The following is a 20,952-nucleotide window of genomic DNA, read 5'->3' as shown; positions in this document are numbered from 1 at the left end:
CGAGCAGGCTCGCTCCCACAAGGAGATCTGCAGGCTGGCATAAGCCTGTTTCCAGCACAAATCCCCTGTGGGAGCGAGCCTGCTCGCGATAGGCGCAACTCGGTCCCAGGCCTTGTTAAGTCCGGTACTCGGCGTTGATCTTCACATACTCATGGGACAGGTCGGTGGTCCAGATCGTCTCGCTGCAATCGCCACGTCCCAGTTCGATACGGATGGTGATTTCTTCCTGTTGCATCACCGCCGCCCCCTGGGCTTCGGTGTAGGTCGCGGCGCGGGCGCCTTGGCTGGCGATGCAGACTTCGCCGAGGAACACGTCGATCTTGCTCACGTCCAGGTCCGGCACGCCGGCACGGCCGACGGCTGCGAGGATCCGGCCCCAGTTCGGGTCCGAGGCGAACAGCGCGGTCTTGATCAGCGGTGAGTGCGCCACGGTGTAGCCGACATCCAGGCATTCCTGGTGATTGCCACCACCGTTGACCTGCACGGTCACGAACTTGGTCGCCCCTTCGCCGTCACGGACGATGGCCTGGGCCACTTCCATGCACACTTCGAACACCGCCTGCTTCAGGGCCGCGAACAATGGGCCGCTGGCTTCGGTGATTTCCGGCAGGTTGGCCTTGCCGGTGGCGATCAGCATGCAGCAGTCGTTGGTCGACGTGTCGCCGTCAATGGTGATGCGATTGAACGACTTGTTGGCGCCGTCGAGCATCAGGTCCTGCAGCACCTGGCGGGAAACTTTGGCGTCGGTCGCGATGTAGCCGAGCATGGTCGCCATGTTCGGACGGATCATGCCGGCGCCCTTGCTGATGCCGGTGACGGTGACCGTCACGCCGTCGTGCTGGAACTGACGACTCGCGCCCTTGGGCAAGGTGTCGGTGGTCATGATGCCGGTGGCGGCGGCGGCCCAGTTGTTTTCCGACAGATCATCGAGGGCGGCCTGCAGCGCGCCTTCGATCTTCTCGACCGGCAACGGCTCACCGATCACCCCCGTGGAGTACGGCAGCACCTGGGTAGCATTGACGCCGGTCAGCTCAGCCAGCTTGGCGCAGGTGCGCTCGGCGGCGGCCAGGCCCGGCGCACCGGTGCCGGCATTGGCGTTACCGGTGTTGGTCAGCAGGTAGCGCACCGGCCCCTGGACGCGTTGCTTGGCGAGGATGACCGGTGCGGCACAAAAAGCGTTGAGGGTGAACACACCGGCAACCGTCGAGCCTTCGGCACAACGCATGACCACCACATCCTTGCGCCCGGGACGCTTGATGCCCGCCGAGGCGATACCGAGTTCAAAACCGGCAACCGGGTGCAACGTTGGCAACGGACCAAGACCAACAGCCATGAATGCGCTCCTCAATAAATGTATGTCTGAATCAAATGGCAAAACGCCGCGACAGAGGTTGCCTGTCGCGGCGCGGGTCATTCAGCGTTTGAAACGGGCGTTACTGGATCTGCCCGTGGCAATGCTTGTATTTCTTGCCCGAACCGCAATAGCACAGTTCGTTACGGCCCAGCTTCTGCTCGTTGCGCACCGGCGCGGTCGCCAGGGCGACATCCACATCGACTCCCTCTTCCTGGGCCTGGGACACTTCCAGGCCAGGGGCTTCGGCGTGTTCGAACTGCATGCGCGCGGCCAGGGCCTCGGCTTCCTGACGCAGTCGGGCTTCCTCTTCGGCCGGGTCTTCGCGGCGAACCTGGACGTGGGACAGCACGCGGATCGAGTCGCGCTTGATCGAGTCCAGCAGCTCGGAGAACAAGGTGAAGGATTCACGCTTGTATTCCTGCTTCGGGTTCTTCTGGGCATAACCGCGCAGATGGATACCGTGGCGCAGGTGATCCATGGTCGACAGGTGGTCTTTCCACAGGTCGTCCAGTACCCGCAACACGATCTGCTTCTCGAAGGAGCGCAGCGCTTCGGCGCCGGCCTGGTCTTCTTTCTCGTTGTACGCGGCAATCAGTTCGGCCAGCAGCTTCTCGCGCAGGGTTTCCTCGTACAGGTGGTCGTCTTCGTCGAGCCACTGCTGGATCGGCAACGACACGCCAAAGTCGCTGCGCAAGGCAGCTTCCAGGCCGGCGATGTCCCACTGCTCCGGCAGCGACTGCGGTGGAATATGAGCGCTGACGGTAGCGTCGAGCACTTCCTGGCGGAAGTCGGCGATGGTGTCACCGATGTTGTCGGCGGCCAACAAACTGTTACGCATGTGATAGATCACTTTACGCTGTTCGTTGTTGACGTCGTCGAACTCGAGCAGTTGCTTGCGGATATCGAAGTTGCGTCCTTCGACCTTGCGCTGGGCCTTCTCGATGGCGTTCGTCACCATGCGGTGTTCGATCGCTTCGCCAGGCTGCATACCCAGGGCCTTCATGAAGTTCTTCACCCGGTCAGAAGCGAAGATACGCATCAGGCTGTCTTCCAGGGACAGGTAGAAGCGGCTGGAACCGGCGTCACCCTGGCGACCGGCACGGCCACGCAACTGGTTGTCGATACGGCGCGATTCATGACGCTCGGAAGCGATCACCTGCAAGCCACCGGATTCGAGCACCTGTTGGTGACGCTTCTGCCAGTCGGCCTTGATCTGCGCGATCTGCTCGGGCGTCGGGTTTTCCAGGGAGGCGACTTCCACTTCCCAGTTGCCGCCCAGCAGGATGTCGGTACCGCGACCGGCCATGTTGGTGGCGATGGTCAGCGCGCCCGGGCGACCGGCCTGGGCGATGATCTCGGCTTCCTTCTCGTGGAACTTGGCGTTGAGGACCTTGTGCTCGATGCCTTCCTTGTTGAGCAATGCGGACATGTGCTCGGAGGTTTCGATGGTGGCGGTACCCACCAGGATCGGACGACCCTGGGCCATGCCGTCCTTGATGTCGTTGATGATCGCCGCGTACTTCTCTTCGGCGGTCAGGAACACCAGGTCGTTGTAGTCTTTACGCGCCAGCGGCTTGTTCGTCGGGATCACCACCACTTGCAGGCCGTAGATCTGGTGGAACTCGAACGCTTCGGTGTCGGCGGTACCGGTCATGCCGGACAGCTTGTTGTACAGGCGGAAGTAGTTCTGGAAGGTGGTCGAGGCCAGTGTCTGGCTCTCGGCCTGGATGTTCAGGCCTTCCTTGGCTTCGATGGCCTGGTGCAGGCCTTCGGACAGGCGACGGCCGGGCATGGTACGACCGGTATGCTCGTCGACCAGCACCACCTGGCCGTCCTGCACGATGTATTCGACGTTGCGATGGAACAGCTTGTGGGCACGCAGGCCGGCATAGACGTGGGTCAGCAGGCCCAGATTATGGGCCGAGTACAGGCTTTCGCCTTCGGCCAGCAGGCCGACGCGGGTCAGCACTTCCTCGATGTATTGATGACCGGCTTCGTTGAGTTCGACCTGGCGGGTCTTCTCGTCAACGGTAAAGTGCCCGGCCTGGGTCACTTCGCCTTCGACTTCCTCGACGTGCAGCTTGAGCTGCGGGATCAGTTTGTTGATCTCCATGTACAGCTTGGAGCTGTCCTCGGCCTGACCGGAAATGATCAGCGGGGTACGGGCTTCGTCGATGAGGATGGAGTCGACTTCGTCGATGACCGCGAAATTGAGTTCACGCTGGAATTTTTCTTCCAGGCTGAACGCCATGTTGTCGCGCAGGTAGTCGAAACCGAATTCGTTGTTGGTACCGTAGGTGATGTCGGCAGCGTAGGCGGCACGTTTCTCTTCCGGCGGCTGGAACGGCGTGACCACGCCGACGGTCAGCCCGAGGAATTCGTAGAGCGGGCGCATCCAGTTGGCGTCGCGGCGGGCCAGGTAGTCGTTGACCGTCACCACGTGCACGCCCTTGCCGGACAGCGCGTTGAGGTAGACACCCAGGGTCGCCACGAGGGTTTTACCCTCACCGGTGCGCATTTCGGCGATCTTGCCTTCGTGCAAGGTCATGCCGCCGATCAACTGGACGTCGAAGTGGCGCATGCCCATGACCCGCTTGCCGGCTTCGCGGGCAACCGCAAACGCTTCGGGCAGGAGCTGGTCGAGGGTTTCCCCCTTGGCGATGCGGTCCTTGAATTCGGCAGTCTTGGCGCGTAACTGATCGTCCGAAAGGGCCACCATTTGCTCTTCGAAGGCATTGACGATCTGTACCGTCTTGAGCATGCGTTTGACTTCACGCTCGTTCTTGCTTCCAAAGAGTTTCTTTAACAAAGGCGCAAACATATCGGCAGGATCTTCCACACTAAAGGGATGGAGGGCGGCCCCGTGAGTCGCCCGTGCAGCCCTCATGGCCGCATGCGAACGAGCATTCTACCCGGAAACGATGGTGAGGAAAGTGGCGTTATCCACGATGCTGGCACAGCGCTGTGACGGGGCCCTCCTAAAATAAGGGCTTTTACGCGAAGTTCAACCCACAAAACGCATAAGTTCCTACTGTTTGTGTGAGTAAACAGCCATTGGCCGAGGCGTACCGGGCGCTTTCTGCTACCATGGCGCCTCTGTCACTCGCGGTATTCGTTCATGGCCTTCCGCCCTCTCCCAGCCAAGGCTCCCGCCGTTCTGTTGCGCGAAGCCAAACCGCTGAAAGCCATCTTCGGCCACGCCAAGCGCCTGGGCCACCTGCAACGCCTGCTGGACAGCCAGTTGCAGCCCGCCGCCCGCGAACACTGCCACGTGGCGTCCTGGCGTGAAGGCAGTTTGCTGTTGATCGTCACGGATGGTCACTGGGCCACGCGCCTGCGCTACCAACAGAAACGCCTGCTGCGTCAATTGCAGGCATTCGAGGAGTTTGCCAGCCTGACGCGGATTCTCTTCAAGGTGCAGCCACCCACCGTACAGGCCGGGGCCAAGGGGCATACCCTGGACCTGTCCACCGACGCCGCCGAAACCATCCAGGCCACCGCGGACGGCATCAGCGATCCGAGCCTGCGGGCCGCGCTGGAGCGGTTGGCGGCCCATGCCAGGGCCAAGCCCTGAGACCTCCATTGCCCGGCAGGCAGCCATCGCGAGCAGGCTCGCTCCCACAGTGAACCGCATGCGATCTCCTGTGAGAGGAACCGCATGCGATCCCTTGTGGGAGCGAGCCTGCTCGCGATGAGCGCGCCCCGGTTCTTGAGCTACCGCCGTTTGCTGCCTCCCAGCAATGATCCCATCAACCCTCGCACCAACTGTCGCCCCAATTGATTGGCCGCCTGGCGCATCGCCGATTTCAATGCCTGGCCCGCCGCCGTGCCGAGAAATTCCCCGGCCTTTTCGGTAAAGCTCGGCTCCTCGGCCACCGGTTTGCCGGGCGCCACTTCGGGCTCCAGGCCCTTGCGGCCCATCAGCACTTCATAGGCCGATTCGCGATCAATGGGTTTATCGTAGCGTCCCTGCAATGGCGAACGGGCGATCAAGCCGGCGCGCTCGGCCTCGGTCAGCGGTCCGATGCGCGACTGCGGCGGCGCCACCAACACCCGCCGGACCATCTCCGGCGTGCCCTTTTCCTGCAGGGTGCCCACCAGGGCCTCGCCGATGCCCAGTTCGGTAAGCACGGCCAGGGCGTCAAACTGAGGGTTCGGCCGAAAGCCGTCGGCCACCGCCCGCAGGGATTTCTGTTCCTTAGCGGTAAAGGCCCGCAGGCCATGCTGGATGCGCAATCCCAACTGCGCCAGGACGTCGTCCGGCAAGTCGCCTGGGGATTGAGTGACGAAATATACCCCGACGCCTTTGGAGCGGATCAGGCGCACCACTTGTTCCAAGCGCTCCTGCAACGCCTTCGGTGTACCGGCGAACAGCAAATGCGCCTCATCGAAGAACAGTGCCAGTAACGGTTTGTCCGCATCGCCGCGCTCGGGCAATTGCTCGAACAGCTCGGCCAGCAGCCACAGCAGGAACGTCGCGTAGACCTTGGGCGCCTCGTGGACCAGACGACTGGCGTCCAGCAAATGAATGCGGCCACGACCGTCGCCGTCCGGTTGCAGGATGTCTTCGAGCTGCAAGGCCGGTTCGCCAAACAACGCGTCGGCCCCCTGCTGTTCCAGGGTGGACAAGCGCCGCAACAGCGCCTGGCTGGAGCCGGTGGTCATCAGGGCCGCATCGTCCCCCAACAGCACCGGATTGTCCTTGAGGTGGTTGAGCAGGGCCTTCAGGTCCTTGAGGTCCAGCAATAACAGGCCTTCACGATCCGCCACCTTGAACGCGGCGTACAACGCCGCCTGCTGGCTGTCGGTCAGTTCCAACAGGCTGCCGAGCAGCAACGGCCCCATCTCGCTGAGGGTGGTGCGCAGCGGGTGCCCGGACTGGCCGTGAACGTCCCACAGGGTCACCGGATAAGCCCGGGGCTTATGTTCGAGCCAGGGCATGCCGGCAATGCGCTCAGCGACTTTGCCCTGGGGGTTGCCGGCGGCGCCGAGCCCGCAAAGGTCGCCCTTGATGTCCGCCGCAAACACCGCCACGCCAGCATCGCTGAAGGCTTCGGCCAGGCGCTGCAGGGTAACGGTCTTGCCGGTACCGGTGGCACCTGCCACCAGGCCATGACGGTTCGCCAGGCGCATGGCCTGGCCAATGGGCTGGCCGGCGAGGTCGGCCCCGATAACGAGTTGCAGTGAGTCAGGCATGTGGTCACCTGTGATTAATTTCTAGCCAAGTATGGCCGATATAGGAAGCGACAGACCTCAGTGAAAACACGGTCGGATAATTCCCCAGGGAGAGAAGGAAATATCAGAACTTTCAACACGGCGCCTTTTTTCGAACTTTTCATATAAAAGCACGCCCAGAGCTATAAGACTCCGCGGAACCCCGAGCCATGAACAAAAACCTGCGTTTCAGCCACAAAATCCTGCTTGCCGCCGCACTGATCGTCATAGCGGCCTTCGCTTCATTCACCGCCTACAACGATTACCTGCAACGCAACGCCATTCGTGACGACCTCGACAGCTACCTGCATGAAATGAGCGACGTCACGGCGAGCAACATCCAGACCTGGCTGAGCGGCCGTATCCTGCTGATCGAAAACCTGGCGCAGAACATCGCCGTCACTCCGGATCAGGCCAGTGTCACCCGCTTGCTGGAACAGAAAGCGCTGACTTCCACCTTCATGGCGTCCTACCTGGGTGATGCCAAGGGCAGCTTCATCATACGCCCCGACGCGAAGATGCCCGATGGCTTCGATCCCCGGGTACGCCCTTGGTACAAAGGCGCCGAAAGCAGCGGCACCGCGACCCTGACCGAACCCTACATCGATGCCGCCAGCGGCGGACTGATCATCTCCATTGCCACCGCGTCCAGGAACAACGGACAAAGTGTCGGCGTGGTAGGCGGCGACCTGAGCCTGCAGACCATCATCGACAACCTCAAGACCGTGGATTTCGACGGCATGGGCTACGCCTACCTGGTCAGCGCCGACGGCAAGATCCTGGTGCACCCCGATAAAGCCCTGGTCATGAAGACCCTGAACGATGCCTATCCGCAAAACACACCAAAAATCAGCGACCAGATCAGCGAAGTCGAGGTTGACGGCCATACGCGCATCGTCACCTTCACCCCGATCAAGGGCCTGCCCTCGGTGAACTGGTACGTCGGTGTGTCGGTCGACAAGGATCAGGCCTACTCGATGCTGAGCAATTTCCGAACCTCGGCGGTGATTGCCACGGTCATTGCCGTGGTCTTCATCATCGCGCTGCTGAGCATGCTGATTCGTCTCCTGATCCAACCATTGCATGTCATGACCCGGGCCATGGAGGACATCGCCGACGGCGAGGGCGACCTGACCAAACGCCTGACGATCCAGAGCCAGGACGAATTCGGTATCCTGGGCACTGCGTTCAACCGCTTCGTGGAGCGGATCCACGGGTCGATCCGCGAAGTGTCTTCCGCCACCGCGCACGTCAACGAAGTGGCCTTGCGCGTGGTGAGCGCCTCGAACTCGTCGATGGTCAATTCCGACGAACAGTCCAGCCGGACCAACAGCGTCGCCGCAGCCATCAACCAATTGGGCGCCGCCGCCCAGGAAATCGCCCGCAATGCCGCCCAGGCGTCCCATCAGGCCAGCGATGCCCGTGGCCTGGCGGAAGACGGCCAGCAGGTGGTAGACCGCAGCATTGCCGCGATGAACCGGCTGTCTGATCTGCTGAGCACATCAAGCAGTAACATCGAATCGCTCAATAGCAAGACCGTGAACATCGGCCAGATCCTGGAAGTGATCACCAGCATTTCCCAGCAAACCAACCTGCTGGCCCTCAACGCGGCGATCGAAGCCGCCCGGGCCGGCGAGGCCGGGCGCGGATTTGCCGTGGTGGCCGATGAGGTGCGCAACCTGGCCCATCGCACTCAGGAGTCGGCGCAACAGGTGCAGACCATGATCGAGGAGTTGCAGGTCGGCGCCCGGGCGTCGGTCACGACCATGAATGACAGCCAGCGCCACAGCCAGGAGAGCGTGGAGATCGCCAACCTGGCCGGCGAACGCCTGAACAGCGTGACCCTGCGCATCGGTGAAATCGACGGCATGAACCAGTCGGTGGCCACGGCCACCGAGGAACAGACGGCCGTGGTGGAGTCGATCAACGTGGACATCACCGAGATCAACACCCTGAACCAGGAAGGTGTGGAAAACCTGCAATCCACCTTGCGCGCATGTTCCGATCTTGAGCAGCAGGCGGCGCGGCTCAAACAGTTGGTGGGCAGTTTCCGTATCTAGCGCACTCAAGGGCCCTTTCGCGAGCAAGCCCGCTCCCACAGCGGATCTTCGTGGGCACACAGCCTGCGTCCGCCCCAAGCCGCTGTGGGAGCGGGCTTGCTCGCGAAAGCGGTGGATCAGCTTGAAGTGATGTTGGATGGGGAGCCGCCATCGCGAGCAGGCTCGCTCCCACATAGGATCTCCAGTGGGCACACAGGCTGCGAGCGGCCCCCTGCCCCCCTGTGGGAGCGAGCCTGCTCGCGATGGCGCCCTCCAGTCCATCCATTGCTCAACTGCCCCCCACCACAACCCAACCGAACATCTATTCTTCATAAAGGTCAACACAGGAGAACACAGACCGGAGGGATGTTCATCGTGCATATAGCGGACATAACCATGTTCTACGCCCCCGCCAGCGGAGGCGTGCGCACTTATCTGGATGCCAAGCATCGTCGCCTGGGGGATCGGCCCGGCATCCGCCACAGTCTGCTGATTCCCGGCGCGCATTTGAGCGAGCAGGATGGGGTCTACAAGGTGCCCGCCCCTGCGCTGCCCTTCGGCAAGGGCTACCGCTTCCCGCTGCGCCTGGCGCCCTGGCGCAATGCTCTGCGCGATCTGCAACCGGACCTGATCGAAGTCGGCGACCCCTACCTTACTGCCTGGGCCGCACTGGACGCCCGACGCCAGCTGGACGTGCCCGTCATCGGGTTCTATCACTCCGACCTGCCCCTGCTGGTGAGCAATCGCATGGGCAATTGGTTTACTCCCAACATCGAAGCCTACGTCAGCAAGTTGTACGGTAACTTCGACCGGGTCCTGGCGCCCAGCCAGGTCATGGCCGACAAGCTGGCCGGGTTGGGTGTGCGCAATGTCCATGTGCAGCCATTGGGCGTGGACCTGCAGACCTTCAACCCCGGCGCCCGCGACCCGGAACTGCGGGCCGAGTTGGGTATTGCCGAAGACACACGCCTACTGATCTTCGCCGGACGCGGTTCCAAGGAAAAGAACCTGCCGGTGCTGCTCAAATGCATGAAGCGCCTGGGCGAGCGCTACCACCTGCTGCTGGTCGGCTCGTCAATGCCCGCCATCGTGCCGGACAACGTCACCGTGATCGATGCGTTCCGTCCGGCGCCGCAAGTTGCCCGGCTGATGGCCAGCGCCGACGCCCTGCTGCATGCCGGCGATCAGGAAACCTTCGGCCTGGTCATCCTCGAAGCCATGGCCAGCGGCATTCCCGTGGTGGCGGTCGCCGCCGGGGCGTTCACCGAGATCGTCCACGAAGACTGCGGCCTGTTATGCACGCCGAATAACCCACAGGCCATGGCCAATGCCGTGCGGCAGCTCTTCTCCGAAGGGTGCCAACGCCGCGGCTTGCTGGCGCGCCGTCACGTCGAACGTCATTACGCCTGGGATTCGGTGGTCAACAGCCTGCTGGGGCATTATTACGCCGTGCTTGGCGAACAGATGCCGCTACAGGCCAACGGTTGAGACGAGGTCCATGCCGATGAATCACTCGCCCAGTGTATTACTGGTACTGCACGACGTGGCCCCGCAAACCTGGCCCGACTACCAGCCCTTCGTCGAAGCCGTCGACGCGCTCGGTCACGTGCCGATGACCTGGCTGGTGGTGCCGGACTTCCATCACACCAACGCGCTGGACGATCATCCGGACTTCCGGCGCCTGCTCGACAGCCGGGTCGAGCGTGGCGATGAATTGGTGTTGCACGGCTATTACCATTGCGACGACGGTCCGCCGGCCCTCCACCCCAGGGAATGGTTCATGCGCCGGGTCTATACCCATGAGGGTGAATTCTACGGCCTGTCCGAAGAAGCTGCCCTCGCCCGCCTGCGCGCCGGTATCGAAACCTTTGAGCGTTACCAGTGGCCGCTGGAGGGTTTCGTCGCCCCGGCCTGGCTGATGAGCGAAGGCACGCGCCAGGCCTTGCGCCAGTTGCCGTTGAGTTACACCAGCGATACCCAGCACCTGTATCGCCTGCCTGACTTCACCCCCATCGACGCCCCGGGGCTGGTCTGGAGCGCCCGCAGCGCCTGGCGCCGTGGTTTGTCGAAAGTGCTCAGCGACCAACGCGAGCAGCGTTGGCGCCAAGCGCCGGTGATCCGCCTGGGCCTGCACCCGGTAGACATGCGCCATGGGTTTTCCCGGAATTATTGGCTATGCACCCTCAAGCGCCTGCTCAATGACGGTCGCGTACCGATGACCAAGATCGACTGGCTGGCCACCCAAGGCCTGCGGGTCAGTCGCGCCGCATGAAACGGCTGATCTGGCTGGCTGCGGCGCTGCTCACGGCGCTGTTGGTACCGCTGCTGGTGGGGGGCGGGGAAATGTGGTCACGGGTGCAGCGTTTCCCCTTGTCCTTGCTATTGGGCATGCTGGGCATGATCGGGCTCTGCTGGGCGCTGAATTCCGTGCGCCTGCGCCTGCTGCTGGGTGAGCAACGTGAGTGCATCGGTGGACTGAAGAGCATCGGCGTGGTGATGTCCACCGAGTTCGCCATGTGCGCGACGCCCGGCGGCAGTGGTGGGCCGTTGACCCTGATGGCATTGCTGGCCCGTAACGGCGTGCGCCCGGCCCACGCCAGCGCGGTGTTCGCCATGGACCAGTTGAGCGACCTGCTGTTCTTCCTCTGCGCCCTGGTGGGCATCCTGCTGTACGCGCTGTTCCAGAATCTCAGCCAGCGCATGGAGTCGATGCTGGCGCTGAGCGCGCTTTCGCTGTTTGCCGGGTTGATCGGCTGTGCGCTGATGGCTCGCTATCATCGCCGGCTGATCCTGCTGGGCGCCAGGCTGCTGCGACATTTGCGTGTCAAGGCCAGTACCCGCCGCCGCTGGGGGCGCAAGATCCTGCATTTCCTGGCAGCGTTTACCGCGACGCTGAAATTGCCACGGCAGACGCTCCTCCAGGTCTTCGGCCTGACGTGCCTGCATTGGGCCCTGCGCTATAGCGTGTTGTACCTGGCCTTGAAAGGGCTGGGCGCTGATCTGCAATGGGCCTGGAGTTTCCTGATCCAGATGCTGTCCCTCAGCGCGGGACAATTCAGCCTGTTGCCCGGCGGCGCCGGAGCGGCGGAGGTGACATCGGCCGCCTTGCTGGCGCCGATGGTGGGCAAGTCCACCGCTGCGGCGGCGATCCTGATCTGGCGGGCGGTGACCTACTACTTTTATCTGGTAGCGGGCGGGCCGGTGTTTTTCCTGATGGTGGGCCGTCCGTTGATCAAGAAGCTGATGAAGCTCAGAGAGGCTTGAAGCGGTCGATGCCTACTCGGCATCGTCCTGGGGATGGGTCTGTTTCCACAGTTCGGCGGCGTCCGGAAACTCCGTGCCGTCCTCCGGCCCCAGCTCTTCGGGATCATAGCGGCTCAGGCAACCCTCACCGAGGGTGGCCGGGGCCTTGGAGGTGGCTTTGTCCAGTGGATCGGTCATGGCATGCCTCATGAAAGACCTCTACAAGCTAATGCCCATCAGTTAAAGATCAAGCGCCCCTGTGGGAGCCGAGCTTGCTCGCGATAGCGGTATGTCAGTCAACAAATATGTTGCTGATCTGCCGCCATCGCGAGCAAGCTCGGCTCCCACGGGTTGTGACCTATCCAGCTGGACGCCCGGCAGGCCCGGTGGTCAGAACACCACAGTCTTGTTGCCGTGCACCAATACCCGGTCTTCAAGGTGATAACGCAAGCCCCGAGCCAGCACCATCTTCTCCACGTCGCGGCCGAAACGCACCATGTCTTCGATGCTGTCGCTGTGGCTGACGCGCACCACGTCCTGCTCGATGATCGGGCCGGCGTCCAGCTCTTCGGTCACGTAGTGGCAAGTGGCACCAATCAGCTTCACGCCTCGCATCGAGGCCTGGTGGTAGGGCTTGGCACCGACGAACGACGGCAGGAAGCTGTGGTGGATGTTGATGACCTTGTGGGCGTATTCGCTGCACAGGTCCGGCGGCAGGATCTGCATGTAACGGGCGAGCACCACCACTTCGGCATCGTGCTGCTTGACCAGCCGCGAGACTTCAGCGAACGCCGGCTGCTTGTCCTGCGGGTTGACCGGTACGTGGTAGTACGGGATGCCGTGCCACTCCACCATGCTGCGCAAGTCGTCATGGTTGGAAATCACACAGGCGATGTCACAGTCGAGCTCGTCGCTGTGCCAGCGGTGCAACAGGTCTGCCAGACAGTGAGACTCACGACTGGCCATCAGCACCACACGTTTTTTCTGCGCGGTGTCGGTGATACGCCAGTCCATCGAGAATTCTTCGGCAATGGGCGCGAACGCCTCGCGGAAAGCCTCGATGCCAAAGGGCAGCGAGTCGGCCCGAATCTCGTGACGCATGAAAAACCAGCCGCTCTGATTGTCCGAGTGATGGCTTGCTTCAGTGATCCAACCGTTATGGGACGCCAGAAAGTTACTGACTTTAGCAACGATACCGACGCGGTCCGGGCAAGCAATCACCAGCCGAAAAGTGCGCATTAGGGAACTCCAGAACTTCGCAAAGGCGGCCATTCTAGCCATTACGCCGCAAAACTGCAGTATTGATGACAGGCCGGCCCCCTTCGGGCAGCGAGCGGGGCGGGTCCGGGGCAAGCGCTTATATTGTGAGCGGATGTGAAACCCGTGAGGGTATTTAACTGCAAGGCCCTTTTCTGTGGCCTGGTACTAAGTAATTAAATAAAAGCCTGCTTAAATGTTTACTTGATGAAACTGTCTGATTACTATTGCCACACTGTCTCCTTGTCCGCAGCGTCCTACATAAGGTAGTCCCCATGTCCTTGATCACTGAATACAACGCTACAAAACAAGCCATTGAAGAACTGCAACAGCGTCTGGCCGACCTGTCCAAAGACGATAAATTGCAAAAAGAATTGGAATTCGAAGGCAAACTGCGCACTCTGATGGGCGAATATTCCAAGTCCCTGCGCGACATCATTGCCCTGCTGGATCCAGAATCCAAGTCGGGTAAAGCACCTCGTGGCGGCGCCGTGAAAACTACCGGCACCAAACGCGCCCGCAAAGTTAAGCAATACAAAAACCCGCACAACGGCGAAGTCATCGAAACCAAAGGTGGCAACCACAAGACTCTGAAAGAGTGGAAAGCCAAGTGGGGCGGTGACGTGGTTGAAGGCTGGGCAACCCTGCTGGGCTAAGCCTCGTCGGGTTTCAGCGTTCTCTACGCACACAAAACGCCAGCCATTGCTGGCGTTTTTCATGCCTGTGGTTTTTTCACTTCATTGCCGCTCAAAGGCTTAAACGTTTGCGCAGTTGCTGGCTGTAACCCTGCCACTCCAGAAGCACCTCCCGCTGCAATGGCGTGGAAAGCGCCAGCCACTCTCCCATCGCTTCATCAAAACTTTCCAGGGTATTAGGTGCGCCCCATTGCGGTGATGACAGGCGTTGCTGACAGAACAGCTTCCAACGCCCCTGCTCTTCGGCATTCAACGTATCTGGAAAGTTGCGTGCGCGATACCGGAACAATAATTCCGGCAAACGTTCATCATCGAAAGGCCAGCGCTCTTGCGCCAAATGAGCCGGGTCCGCCATGCGGACTTGTTCACATAAACGCCGATCGCGATCACCGAGGAAGCCTGTGTATAACTGTTGCTCGGGGTCCTCGCTGGCCGTGAAATCCTCGCGACCATAAATAGCCTGAAGTTTATCCTGCCAAACTTGCTGGGCATCAGTTAGCTGCAATGCCCGTTGCTGCAGTCCATCCATGTCCAGTTGCAGTCGCTGCCGATCCTCGGCACGCAGCACCGACAACGGTGCGACCACCGGACATTTGTTGATATGAATGAGTTTGAGAGGCACCGGCAACTCGCCCTCGAGCAGTTCGTCCCGGCGGGTATATAAACGTTGCCGCAAGATGTCCGCATCGTGGTCCAACAAGCCTTGGGGATCCAGGTGCAAGTCGCAGACAATCAGGGCATTGCGGTTCTTCGGATGCCAGGCCAGCGGCAAAACCACACCGATGTAGTTTCGAGCGGCCGAGAAACGCCCGGAAACATGCACCATTGGCTGCAACAGGCGAACCTGGTCCATCACCTTCTGTTTACTGCGCAATTGGAACAACCAGTCGTAGAGCCGTGGCTGCTTCTGGCGGATCAGTCGAGCCAGGGCAATCGTTGCGCGCACGTCCGACAACGCATCGTGGGCCTGGCCATGGTCGATACCATTGGCGGCGGTCAGGCGCTCGAGCTTGAGGGTGACCCGGCCATCTTCTTGCGGCCAGGCAATACCATCGGGGCGTAGCGCATAGGCCGCGCGTACCAGGTCGATCAAGTCCCAACGGCTGTTGCCTCCCTGCCATTCCCGCGCATACGGGTCGAAAAAATTCCGATAGAGGCTGTAGCGGGTCATTTCATCGTCGAAACGCAGGGTGTTATAGCCGGCGCCACAGGTACCGGGCGCGGCCAGTTGCTGGTGGACACGGGTCATGAAATCGGCTTCGCTCAAGCCCTTTTCAGCCAGGCAGGTCGGGGTGATGCCCGTAATCGCACAAGCCGCCGGATGGGGCAGGATGTCATCGCTCGGCCGGCAATACAGGTTCACCGGTTCGTCGATTTCATTGAGCTCGAAATCGGTACGGATGCCCGCCACCTGCAAGGGCCGGTCGCAACGGGGATCGATGCCGGTGGTTTCGTAGTCGTACCAGAAGATGGAGGTCACGGGCTGTTCCTGGGCAAAAGACTGGCGAAGTCTAGGGGGTCCCACCCGGCTTCGGCCAGGGGTCGACGGATTGAATCACGTCACGATCCATAAAATGACATACACAGTTGTATCGTTTGCCCGCACGAAGGCTGCTAGCATCTGCCGGGATTGAACGTTCGAACCGGCCCATCACTCAGGTTGCCCATGCTCGAGACACCAGCACTGCAAAGGACCGCGACGCTGCCCCCGCCACTGGACACGCGGTATCAGGTCGAGACGCCCGAAGGGATCGACTTGCCACTGCGCCCGGCCGGGTTGATGCCCCGCGCACTAGCTTTTGCCATCGACCTGGGGATACGGGGGCTGATCCTGGGGTTTCTGTTCGGCATCCTCGCATTTTTCGGTGACCTAGGCATCGGCCTCGGCTCCATCCTGCTGTTCGTGGTCAGTTGGTGGTACATGGTGCTGTTCGAGGTACTGCGCCAGGGCTGCTCTCCCGGCAAGCAAATGATGGGGTTGCGGGTGGTCCAAGACGACGGCCGTCCCATCGGCTGGTCCGCCTCGCTGATCCGTAACCTGCTGCGTTTCGTCGACATGCTGCCCTTCGGCTACACCTTCGGGGCGATCAGTTGCCTGCAGCACCCGGCGTTCAAACGCCTGGGCGACCTGGCGGCCGGCACGCTGGTGGTGTATCGCGAGCAACCGGTCAAGCGCCCCGCATTGCCATTGGCACTGCCGGTACGTCCGCCCTTTGTCCTGAGCCTGAACGAGCAACGTGCGGTGCTGGGTTTTGCCGAGCGTCAGGCCGAGCTTTCCGAGGCCCGGGTCAACGAACTGGCCGCCATCCTGGCCGCGCCACTGAACGTCCAGCCACCGCGCGCCGTGGCCGAGCTCAATGGCATCGCCCGCGGCCTGCTGGGGCCGACATGAAGCAAAGCCTGTTCGAGAGTCGTCACCAAGGGGGATGGGAGCAGCTGTCCCGGCAGCTCGATCAACTGGAGCGCAGCCGCAATGTGCCCCAGAGCAGCGATTTTCCCCACGCCTACCGTCGGCTTTGCCAACATCTGGCGCTGGCCCAGGCGCGAGGCTACAGCAGCCTGCTGGTGGATTCCTTGCAACAGCTTGCGCTACGCGGTCACCAGCAACTCTACCGTGACCGCAGCCGGCCGTCGGCCAGCCTTTCGGGGTTCATCCTGGCCGGCTTTCCCCGCCTGGTCCGTGAACAATGGCGGTTCGTGCTGGCTGCCAGCCTGATGTTCCTCGGCAGCCTGGTCGGCATCGGGCTGCTGGTCTATCTGTTTCCGGACCTTGTCTACAGCGTGATGGATGCAGAAGAGATCAGCCAGATCCGCAGCATGTACGACCCGACCGCGGGCCACCTGGGACGCTCGATCGAACGGGCGGCCAGCGAAGACTGGGCCATGTTCGGCTACTACATCATGCATAACATCGGCATCGCTTTTCAGACGTTTGCCAGCGGCATGATGTTTGGCCTGGGCAGCGCCTTCTTCCTGTTCTTCAATGGCTTGACCATTGGCGCGATCGCCGGGCACCTGACCCAGATCGGTTCCGGAGGCACGTTCTGGTCGTTCGTGATCGGGCATGGCGCCTTCGAACTCACTGCCATTACCCTGGCCGGTGCCGCGGGCCTGCAACTGGGCTGGGCATTGATCGCGCCGGGACGCCTCACCCGGGGCGAAGCCCTGCGGCTCGCCGCGGGTAAAAGCGTGTCGATGATCGGCGGGGTCATGCTGTTCCTCCTCCTCGCCGCGTTCATCGAAGCGTATTGGTCCTCCAGCACCGCGACGCCCGCCGTCAAATACACGGTCGGTGCCTCGCTGTGGCTGCTGGTGGTCAGTTACCTGCTGTTTGCCGGACGGATACGCCATGCGGCTGAGTGATGCCACCGTTGCCATCCGTCCCCGTACCGCCTGGGAAGCCATGGACCTGGGCGTGCTGATGAGCCAGCAACATAGACGCCTGCTGATGACCAGCTGGGCCATCGTCACGCTGCCGATCTACGCGCTGCTGTGCCTGTTGCTATGGGACTCGCCGTCCCTGGTGGTGCTGGTGTTCTGGTGGTTGAAGCCGGCCTTCGACCGCTTGCCGCTGTACATCCTGTCCAAGGCGCTGTTTGGTGAAACACCCACCCTGAAACAAGCCTTGCGCCAGTGGCCTGCACTGCTCAAGCCGCAGTTGTTCGCCAGCCTGACCTGGCGGCGGCTGAGCCTGAGCCGCAGCTTCCTGATGCCGGTGGTGCAATTGGAAGGGCTCGCCGGGAATGCGCGAGCGCTACGCCTGCAAGTGTTGCTGCAACGCAACGGACGCGCGGCGCGATGGCTGACCGTGATCGGCGTGCACCTGGAAACCGTCTTGTGGTTCGGCCTGATGGCCCTGTTCTATATGTTCATACCGCAACAGGTCGAACTGGACTGGGATTGGCAAAAGCTGGTCGCAGCGACCGAGCACGACTGGTTGTGGTTCGAGCACCTGGTCAACGTCTTGTATCCCCTGCTGCTGATCGTCTGGGAACCGGTGTACGTCGCCTGCGGTTTCAGCCTCTACCTGAACCGGCGCACGATCCTCGAGGCCTGGGACATCGAGCTGGTGTTCCGGCGACTGCGCCAGCGCCTGAGCGGCGCAGCCCCTGCGCTGATGCTGCTGGCCCTGATCCTGTTGCCGCCGGCGCCCCCGGCCTGGGCCGACGAAGACAGCATCGCCCCCGACAGCCCGCGATTGCTCAATCAGCCCCTCACCAGCGAGGCCTCCCGGGACAGCATCAAGGCGATCCTCGAAGCCCCGCCGTTCAAGAATCCGGAAACGGTCACCCGTTATCGTTTCGGCGAAGACACCGCCGAACCCTCCGAAGCCAAGGCTACACCGGGCTGGTTCAAGGCATTGTTCCAATGGCTGGGCCGTCAGCGCTACGACGCTGCCGCCGCGCTGATCCAGGTCCTGCTCTGGGCCGCACTGGCGGGGGCGATTGCCTGGCTGGTCTGGCGCTATCGTGAAAACTTCCAGGCCCTGGGTCAGCGCCGACCGATCAAACGGCCCACGGTGGAGCGGCCCGCACCGCCTCGGATGTTCGGCCTGGATATTCGCGAGGAAAGCCTGCCCGACGACGTGGCGACCCGCGTCGAGCAGTTATGGAGCACCGACCCCCGTGATGCCCTGGGCCTGCTGTACCGGGCATTGCTCAGCCGGTTGCACCATCAGTTCGGCGTTGCCCTGAAACCGGCCGATACCGAAGGCCAGGTGCTGCATCGCGTTGAACAGCTCCAGCACGAAGACCTGCTGGCATTCAGTAAAAACCTGACCCTGCACTGGCAAAACATTGCCTACGGGCATCGCCCACCGCCTCCGGATCTGCAGCAGGCATTGTGCGACGGCTGGCGCGGCCTGTTCGATACGGGAGCGTCCCGATGAACCGTCGCGCAGGATGGCTGGTCACGATACTGATCGTCGTCGCGCTGGTGGGCACGCTGGCCATGTACCTCTACCGGAACGCGGTGCCCTATCAGGAAACCGTCGATTACGGCCCGTCCCCCGAGGCCCAGGCCAATCCCTACCTGGCGGCCGAGCATTTCCTGCGCCAGCAAGGGGTGGAGGTCGAGCATGCCAACAACCTGGACGTCCTGCCGACCCTTGAGCCCCATCAGCGCACCCTGTTGCTGCTGGGGGAACGGACAAACATGACGCCACGGCAGGTCGACCAGTTGATGAACTGGACCCGTGCCGGTGGCCGCCTGCTGTTCGTGGCCGAAGCCTTGTGGGATGACAGTACCGGCAGCAGCGGCGACCTGCTGCTGGACCGCGTGCAACTGCACCAGCTCTTGAGCAAAGACCTCAAGGAGCCGCCCCCTGAGCTGATCAAGGATCCCTACCCCGAGCTGACCAAGTTGTACCTGGAAGACGAAGAGGCCCCCGCCTATGTCGGCTTCGACACCGACTTTCACCTCGAAGACCCGAAGAACCTCGCCCAGGCCTGGGCCAACAGCGCGCAGTCGACCCACATGATGCAGCTGAACCACGGCCAGGGCTCGATCACCGTGATCACCGACGCCGAGCTGTGGAAGAACGACCAGATCGAGCAGTACGACAACGCCTGGCTGCTCTGGTACCTGAGCGCCGATAGCACCGTCACGTTGCTGTTCAATATCGACCACGACAGCCTGCTGACCCTGCTGCTGCGTTATTTCCCCCAGGCACTGGTGGCGCTGGCGGCCCTGATTGCCCTTTGGCTCTGGCGCTCGGCGATCCGCCACGGCCCGCTGCAACAACCGGCTTCCAAGGCCCGGCGCCAGCTGGAGGAACATGTACAGGCCAGCGCCGGGTTCCATCTGCGACACAATGGCCGGCAGCATCTGCTGCAAACCTTGCAACAGGACGTGCTGCGCCGGGCGCGGCATCGTCATCCCGGCTTCGAACAACTGGCCGTCGCCGAACAATGGCAAGTGCTCGCACGGCTCAGCCGCCAATCCACGCGGGCCATCAGCCAGGCCTTGAGCCCCCGGCCGAAACAGCGCATGTCCAGCGCCGAGTTCTGCCGCCAGGTAGCCCATCTGCAAACCCTCAGGAATGCCTTATGACTGAACAGAACGAACCTGCCGGCAGCCAGGCCCATGCCGCCCAACAGCGCCAGCGCGCCAGTCAGTTGGCCCAGGCCATCCGCACCGAACTGCACAAGGCGGTGGTCGGCCAGGCTGCGGTGATCGACGATGTGCTCACGGCCTTGATTGCCGGTGGGCACGTACTGCTCGAAGGGGTTCCGGGTCTGGGCAAGACGCTGTTGGTGCGTGCCCTGGCCCGCTGCTTCAGCGGCGAGTTCGCGCGCATCCAGTTCACCCCCGACCTGATGCCCAGCGATGTCACCGGACATGCGGTGTACGACTTGCAGACCGAGCAGTTCAACTTGCGCAAGGGGCCGGTGTTTACCAACCTGCTGTTGGCGGACGAGATCAACCGCGCGCCAGCCAAGACCCAGGCTGCGCTGCTCGAAGCCATGCAGGAGCGCCAGGTGACCCTCGAAGGCCGCGCTCTGCCCATCGCCCAGCCCTTCATGGTGCTGGCCACCCAGAACCCCATCGAACAGGAAGGCACCTACCCGTTGCCGGAAGCCGAACTCGACCGTTTCATGCTCAAGGTGCGCATGGACTACCCCGATGCCGAGCAGGAGATGAACATGGTGCGCCAGGTCAGCCGCTCGACCCGCGCCGACATGCTCGATGTCCAACCCTTGCGCACGGTGTTGCAGGCCAAGGACGTGCAGGCGTTGCAACGCATCGCCAGCGACCTGCCGATGGACGACCAGGTCCTCGACTACGCCGTGCGGCTGGCTCGTACCACCCGCAGTTGGCCGGGGCTGAGCCTGGGGGCGGGGCCACGGGCCTCGATCGCACTGGTGCGTTGCGCCCGGGCCCGGGCGTTGCTGCGCGGCGGCGAGTTCGTGGTGCCGGATGACATCAAGGGCTGCGCCCTGGCCGTGTTGCGTCACCGGGTACGCTTGGCGCCCGAGCTGGACATCGAAGGGCTCTCGGTGGATCAGGTCCTGGGACAACTGCTGGACCAAGTACCGGCGCCGCGTCTGTGATGATGGATCTCCTGATGACGCCGCATTCTGTGGCGAGGGGATTTATCCCCGCTGGGCTGCACAGCAGCCCCCTGGTTCTGCCTGGTACACCGCAAGGG

At 62.3% G+C, this 20,952-nt stretch carries 17 protein-coding genes; 11 read left to right on the top strand and 6 right to left on the bottom strand.

The genetic code is table 11. The features are described 5' to 3' along the window. Positions 1-115: 115 nt before the first annotated feature. Together argJ and secA are read right to left on the bottom strand one after the other, a co-directional pair. Complete coding sequence (argJ, locus tag CGA22_RS18970) at positions 116-1,333, bottom strand: bifunctional glutamate N-acetyltransferase/amino-acid acetyltransferase ArgJ (RefSeq protein ID WP_041022922.1); 1,218 nt, start codon at positions 1,331-1,333, stop codon at positions 116-118. 100 nt (positions 1,334-1,433) lie between these two features. Then, positions 1,434-4,175 (bottom strand): preprotein translocase subunit SecA, encoded by a 2,742-nt coding sequence (secA, locus tag CGA22_RS18965; protein WP_041022923.1) that lies wholly within the window; start codon positions 4,173-4,175, stop codon positions 1,434-1,436. A gap of 297 nt (positions 4,176-4,472) precedes the next feature. Here secA and CGA22_RS18960 point away from each other — a divergent pair, with 297 nt between their 5' ends. Continuing rightward, entirely contained in the window at positions 4,473-4,928 is a 456-nt protein-coding gene (locus CGA22_RS18960) for a DUF721 domain-containing protein (RefSeq protein WP_041022924.1), read from the top strand. Positions 4,929-5,068: 140 nt separating this feature from the next. Here the strand turns inward: CGA22_RS18960 and CGA22_RS18955 are convergent, their stop codons facing one another. After that, a complete protein-coding gene (locus tag CGA22_RS18955; RefSeq protein WP_041022925.1) occupies positions 5,069-6,550 on the bottom strand; it encodes a helicase HerA-like domain-containing protein in 1,482 nt (493 codons plus the stop codon). A 188-nt stretch (positions 6,551-6,738) separates the two neighbouring features. Between CGA22_RS18955 and CGA22_RS18950 the strand changes: the two genes are divergently transcribed. The 4 genes from CGA22_RS18950 to CGA22_RS18935 all read left to right on the top strand — a co-directional run bounded on the left by CGA22_RS18950 (position 6,739) and on the right by CGA22_RS18935 (position 11,871). Continuing rightward, positions 6,739-8,628, top strand: a complete 1,890-nt coding sequence (locus CGA22_RS18950; RefSeq protein WP_041022926.1) for a methyl-accepting chemotaxis protein — start codon at positions 6,739-6,741, stop codon at positions 8,626-8,628. Positions 8,629-8,973: 345 nt separating this feature from the next. After that, positions 8,974-10,095, top strand: coding sequence for a glycosyltransferase family 4 protein (locus CGA22_RS18945; RefSeq protein ID WP_041022927.1), 1,122 nt, complete (start codon positions 8,974-8,976; stop codon positions 10,093-10,095). A gap of 10 nt (positions 10,096-10,105) precedes the next feature. Continuing rightward, the gene (locus tag CGA22_RS18940; protein ID WP_370444519.1) at positions 10,106-10,879 is read left to right on the top strand and encodes a DUF2334 domain-containing protein; all 774 of its coding nucleotides are present in this window, start codon (positions 10,106-10,108) and stop codon (positions 10,877-10,879) included. Then, on the top strand, positions 10,876-11,871 hold the full coding sequence (locus CGA22_RS18935; protein ID WP_041022928.1) for a lysylphosphatidylglycerol synthase transmembrane domain-containing protein: 996 nt from the start codon (positions 10,876-10,878) through the stop codon (positions 11,869-11,871). The genes CGA22_RS18940 and CGA22_RS18935 overlap by 4 nt, the downstream gene beginning before the upstream one ends. A gap of 12 nt (positions 11,872-11,883) precedes the next feature. Here the strand turns inward: CGA22_RS18935 and CGA22_RS18930 are convergent, their stop codons facing one another. Both CGA22_RS18930 and purU read right to left on the bottom strand, forming a co-directional pair. After that, positions 11,884-12,048 carry a hypothetical protein gene (locus CGA22_RS18930; protein ID WP_175363036.1) on the bottom strand — a complete coding sequence of 55 codons (165 nt, stop codon included), beginning with the start codon at positions 12,046-12,048 and terminating at the stop codon, positions 11,884-11,886. Between the two features lie 192 nt (positions 12,049-12,240). Further along, positions 12,241-13,089, bottom strand: coding sequence for a formyltetrahydrofolate deformylase (gene purU / locus CGA22_RS18925; protein ID WP_041022929.1), 849 nt, complete (start codon positions 13,087-13,089; stop codon positions 12,241-12,243). A 293-nt stretch (positions 13,090-13,382) separates the two neighbouring features. Between purU and mvaT the strand changes: the two genes are divergently transcribed. After that, complete coding sequence (gene mvaT / locus CGA22_RS18920) at positions 13,383-13,763, top strand: histone-like nucleoid-structuring protein MvaT (protein ID WP_041022930.1); 381 nt, start codon at positions 13,383-13,385, stop codon at positions 13,761-13,763. Between the two features lie 91 nt (positions 13,764-13,854). Here the strand turns inward: mvaT and sbcB are convergent, their stop codons facing one another. Next, a complete protein-coding gene (gene sbcB, locus CGA22_RS18915) occupies positions 13,855-15,282 on the bottom strand; it encodes an exodeoxyribonuclease I (protein WP_041022931.1) in 1,428 nt (475 codons plus the stop codon). A gap of 186 nt (positions 15,283-15,468) precedes the next feature. Here sbcB and CGA22_RS18910 point away from each other — a divergent pair, with 186 nt between their 5' ends. From CGA22_RS18910 to CGA22_RS18890, 5 genes are read left to right on the top strand one after another with little or no spacing between them, the layout of a single operon-like run. Next, the gene (locus tag CGA22_RS18910) at positions 15,469-16,194 is read left to right on the top strand and encodes an RDD family protein (protein WP_041022932.1); all 726 of its coding nucleotides are present in this window, start codon (positions 15,469-15,471) and stop codon (positions 16,192-16,194) included. Beyond that, on the top strand, positions 16,191-17,165 hold the full coding sequence (locus CGA22_RS18905; protein ID WP_041022944.1) for a stage II sporulation protein M: 975 nt from the start codon (positions 16,191-16,193) through the stop codon (positions 17,163-17,165). Before CGA22_RS18910 ends, CGA22_RS18905 begins: the two co-directional genes overlap by 4 nt. After that, positions 17,152-18,690: a DUF4129 domain-containing protein gene (locus CGA22_RS18900; protein ID WP_041022933.1), complete on the top strand. Its 1,539-nt coding sequence runs from the start codon at positions 17,152-17,154 to the stop codon at positions 18,688-18,690. Before CGA22_RS18905 ends, CGA22_RS18900 begins: the two co-directional genes overlap by 14 nt. Next, positions 18,687-19,853, top strand: coding sequence for a DUF4350 domain-containing protein (locus tag CGA22_RS18895; RefSeq protein WP_041022934.1), 1,167 nt, complete (start codon positions 18,687-18,689; stop codon positions 19,851-19,853). Before CGA22_RS18900 ends, CGA22_RS18895 begins: the two co-directional genes overlap by 4 nt. Beyond that, a complete protein-coding gene (locus CGA22_RS18890) occupies positions 19,850-20,854 on the top strand; it encodes an AAA family ATPase (RefSeq protein ID WP_041022935.1) in 1,005 nt (334 codons plus the stop codon). The genes CGA22_RS18895 and CGA22_RS18890 overlap by 4 nt, the downstream gene beginning before the upstream one ends. Positions 20,855-20,952 lie beyond the last annotated feature (98 nt).

This window comes from Pseudomonas sp. PSB18, assembly GCF_014596565.1.
Classification (GTDB): Bacteria; Pseudomonadota; Gammaproteobacteria; order Pseudomonadales; family Pseudomonadaceae; genus Aquipseudomonas.
The sequence above is the reverse complement of the archived record's forward strand: the minus strand, read 5'-3'. Positions and strand labels throughout refer to the sequence as shown.

What these genes read in the sequence shown, in the direction of transcription:
- argJ (WP_041022922.1), bottom strand. Translation starts at nt 1,333, where the DNA reads ATGGCTGTTGGTCTTGGTCCGTTGCCAACGTTGCACCCGGTTGCCGGT.
- secA (WP_041022923.1), bottom strand. Translation starts at nt 4,175, where the DNA reads ATGTTTGCGCCTTTGTTAAAGAAACTCTTTGGAAGCAAGAACGAGCGT.
- CGA22_RS18960 (WP_041022924.1), top strand. Translation starts at nt 4,473, where the DNA reads ATGGCCTTCCGCCCTCTCCCAGCCAAGGCTCCCGCCGTTCTGTTGCGC.
- CGA22_RS18955 (WP_041022925.1), bottom strand. Translation starts at nt 6,550, where the DNA reads ATGCCTGACTCACTGCAACTCGTTATCGGGGCCGACCTCGCCGGCCAG.
- CGA22_RS18950 (WP_041022926.1), top strand. Translation starts at nt 6,739, where the DNA reads ATGAACAAAAACCTGCGTTTCAGCCACAAAATCCTGCTTGCCGCCGCA.
- CGA22_RS18945 (WP_041022927.1), top strand. Translation starts at nt 8,974, where the DNA reads ATGTTCATCGTGCATATAGCGGACATAACCATGTTCTACGCCCCCGCC.
- CGA22_RS18940 (WP_370444519.1), top strand. Translation starts at nt 10,106, where the DNA reads ATGCCGATGAATCACTCGCCCAGTGTATTACTGGTACTGCACGACGTG.
- CGA22_RS18935 (WP_041022928.1), top strand. Translation starts at nt 10,876, where the DNA reads ATGAAACGGCTGATCTGGCTGGCTGCGGCGCTGCTCACGGCGCTGTTG.
- CGA22_RS18930 (WP_175363036.1), bottom strand. Translation starts at nt 12,048, where the DNA reads ATGACCGATCCACTGGACAAAGCCACCTCCAAGGCCCCGGCCACCCTC.
- purU (WP_041022929.1), bottom strand. Translation starts at nt 13,089, where the DNA reads ATGCGCACTTTTCGGCTGGTGATTGCTTGCCCGGACCGCGTCGGTATC.
- mvaT (WP_041022930.1), top strand. Translation starts at nt 13,383, where the DNA reads ATGTCCTTGATCACTGAATACAACGCTACAAAACAAGCCATTGAAGAA.
- CGA22_RS18910 (WP_041022932.1), top strand. Translation starts at nt 15,469, where the DNA reads ATGCTCGAGACACCAGCACTGCAAAGGACCGCGACGCTGCCCCCGCCA.
- CGA22_RS18905 (WP_041022944.1), top strand. Translation starts at nt 16,191, where the DNA reads ATGAAGCAAAGCCTGTTCGAGAGTCGTCACCAAGGGGGATGGGAGCAG.
- CGA22_RS18900 (WP_041022933.1), top strand. Translation starts at nt 17,152, where the DNA reads ATGCGGCTGAGTGATGCCACCGTTGCCATCCGTCCCCGTACCGCCTGG.
- CGA22_RS18895 (WP_041022934.1), top strand. Translation starts at nt 18,687, where the DNA reads ATGAACCGTCGCGCAGGATGGCTGGTCACGATACTGATCGTCGTCGCG.
- CGA22_RS18890 (WP_041022935.1), top strand. Translation starts at nt 19,850, where the DNA reads ATGACTGAACAGAACGAACCTGCCGGCAGCCAGGCCCATGCCGCCCAA.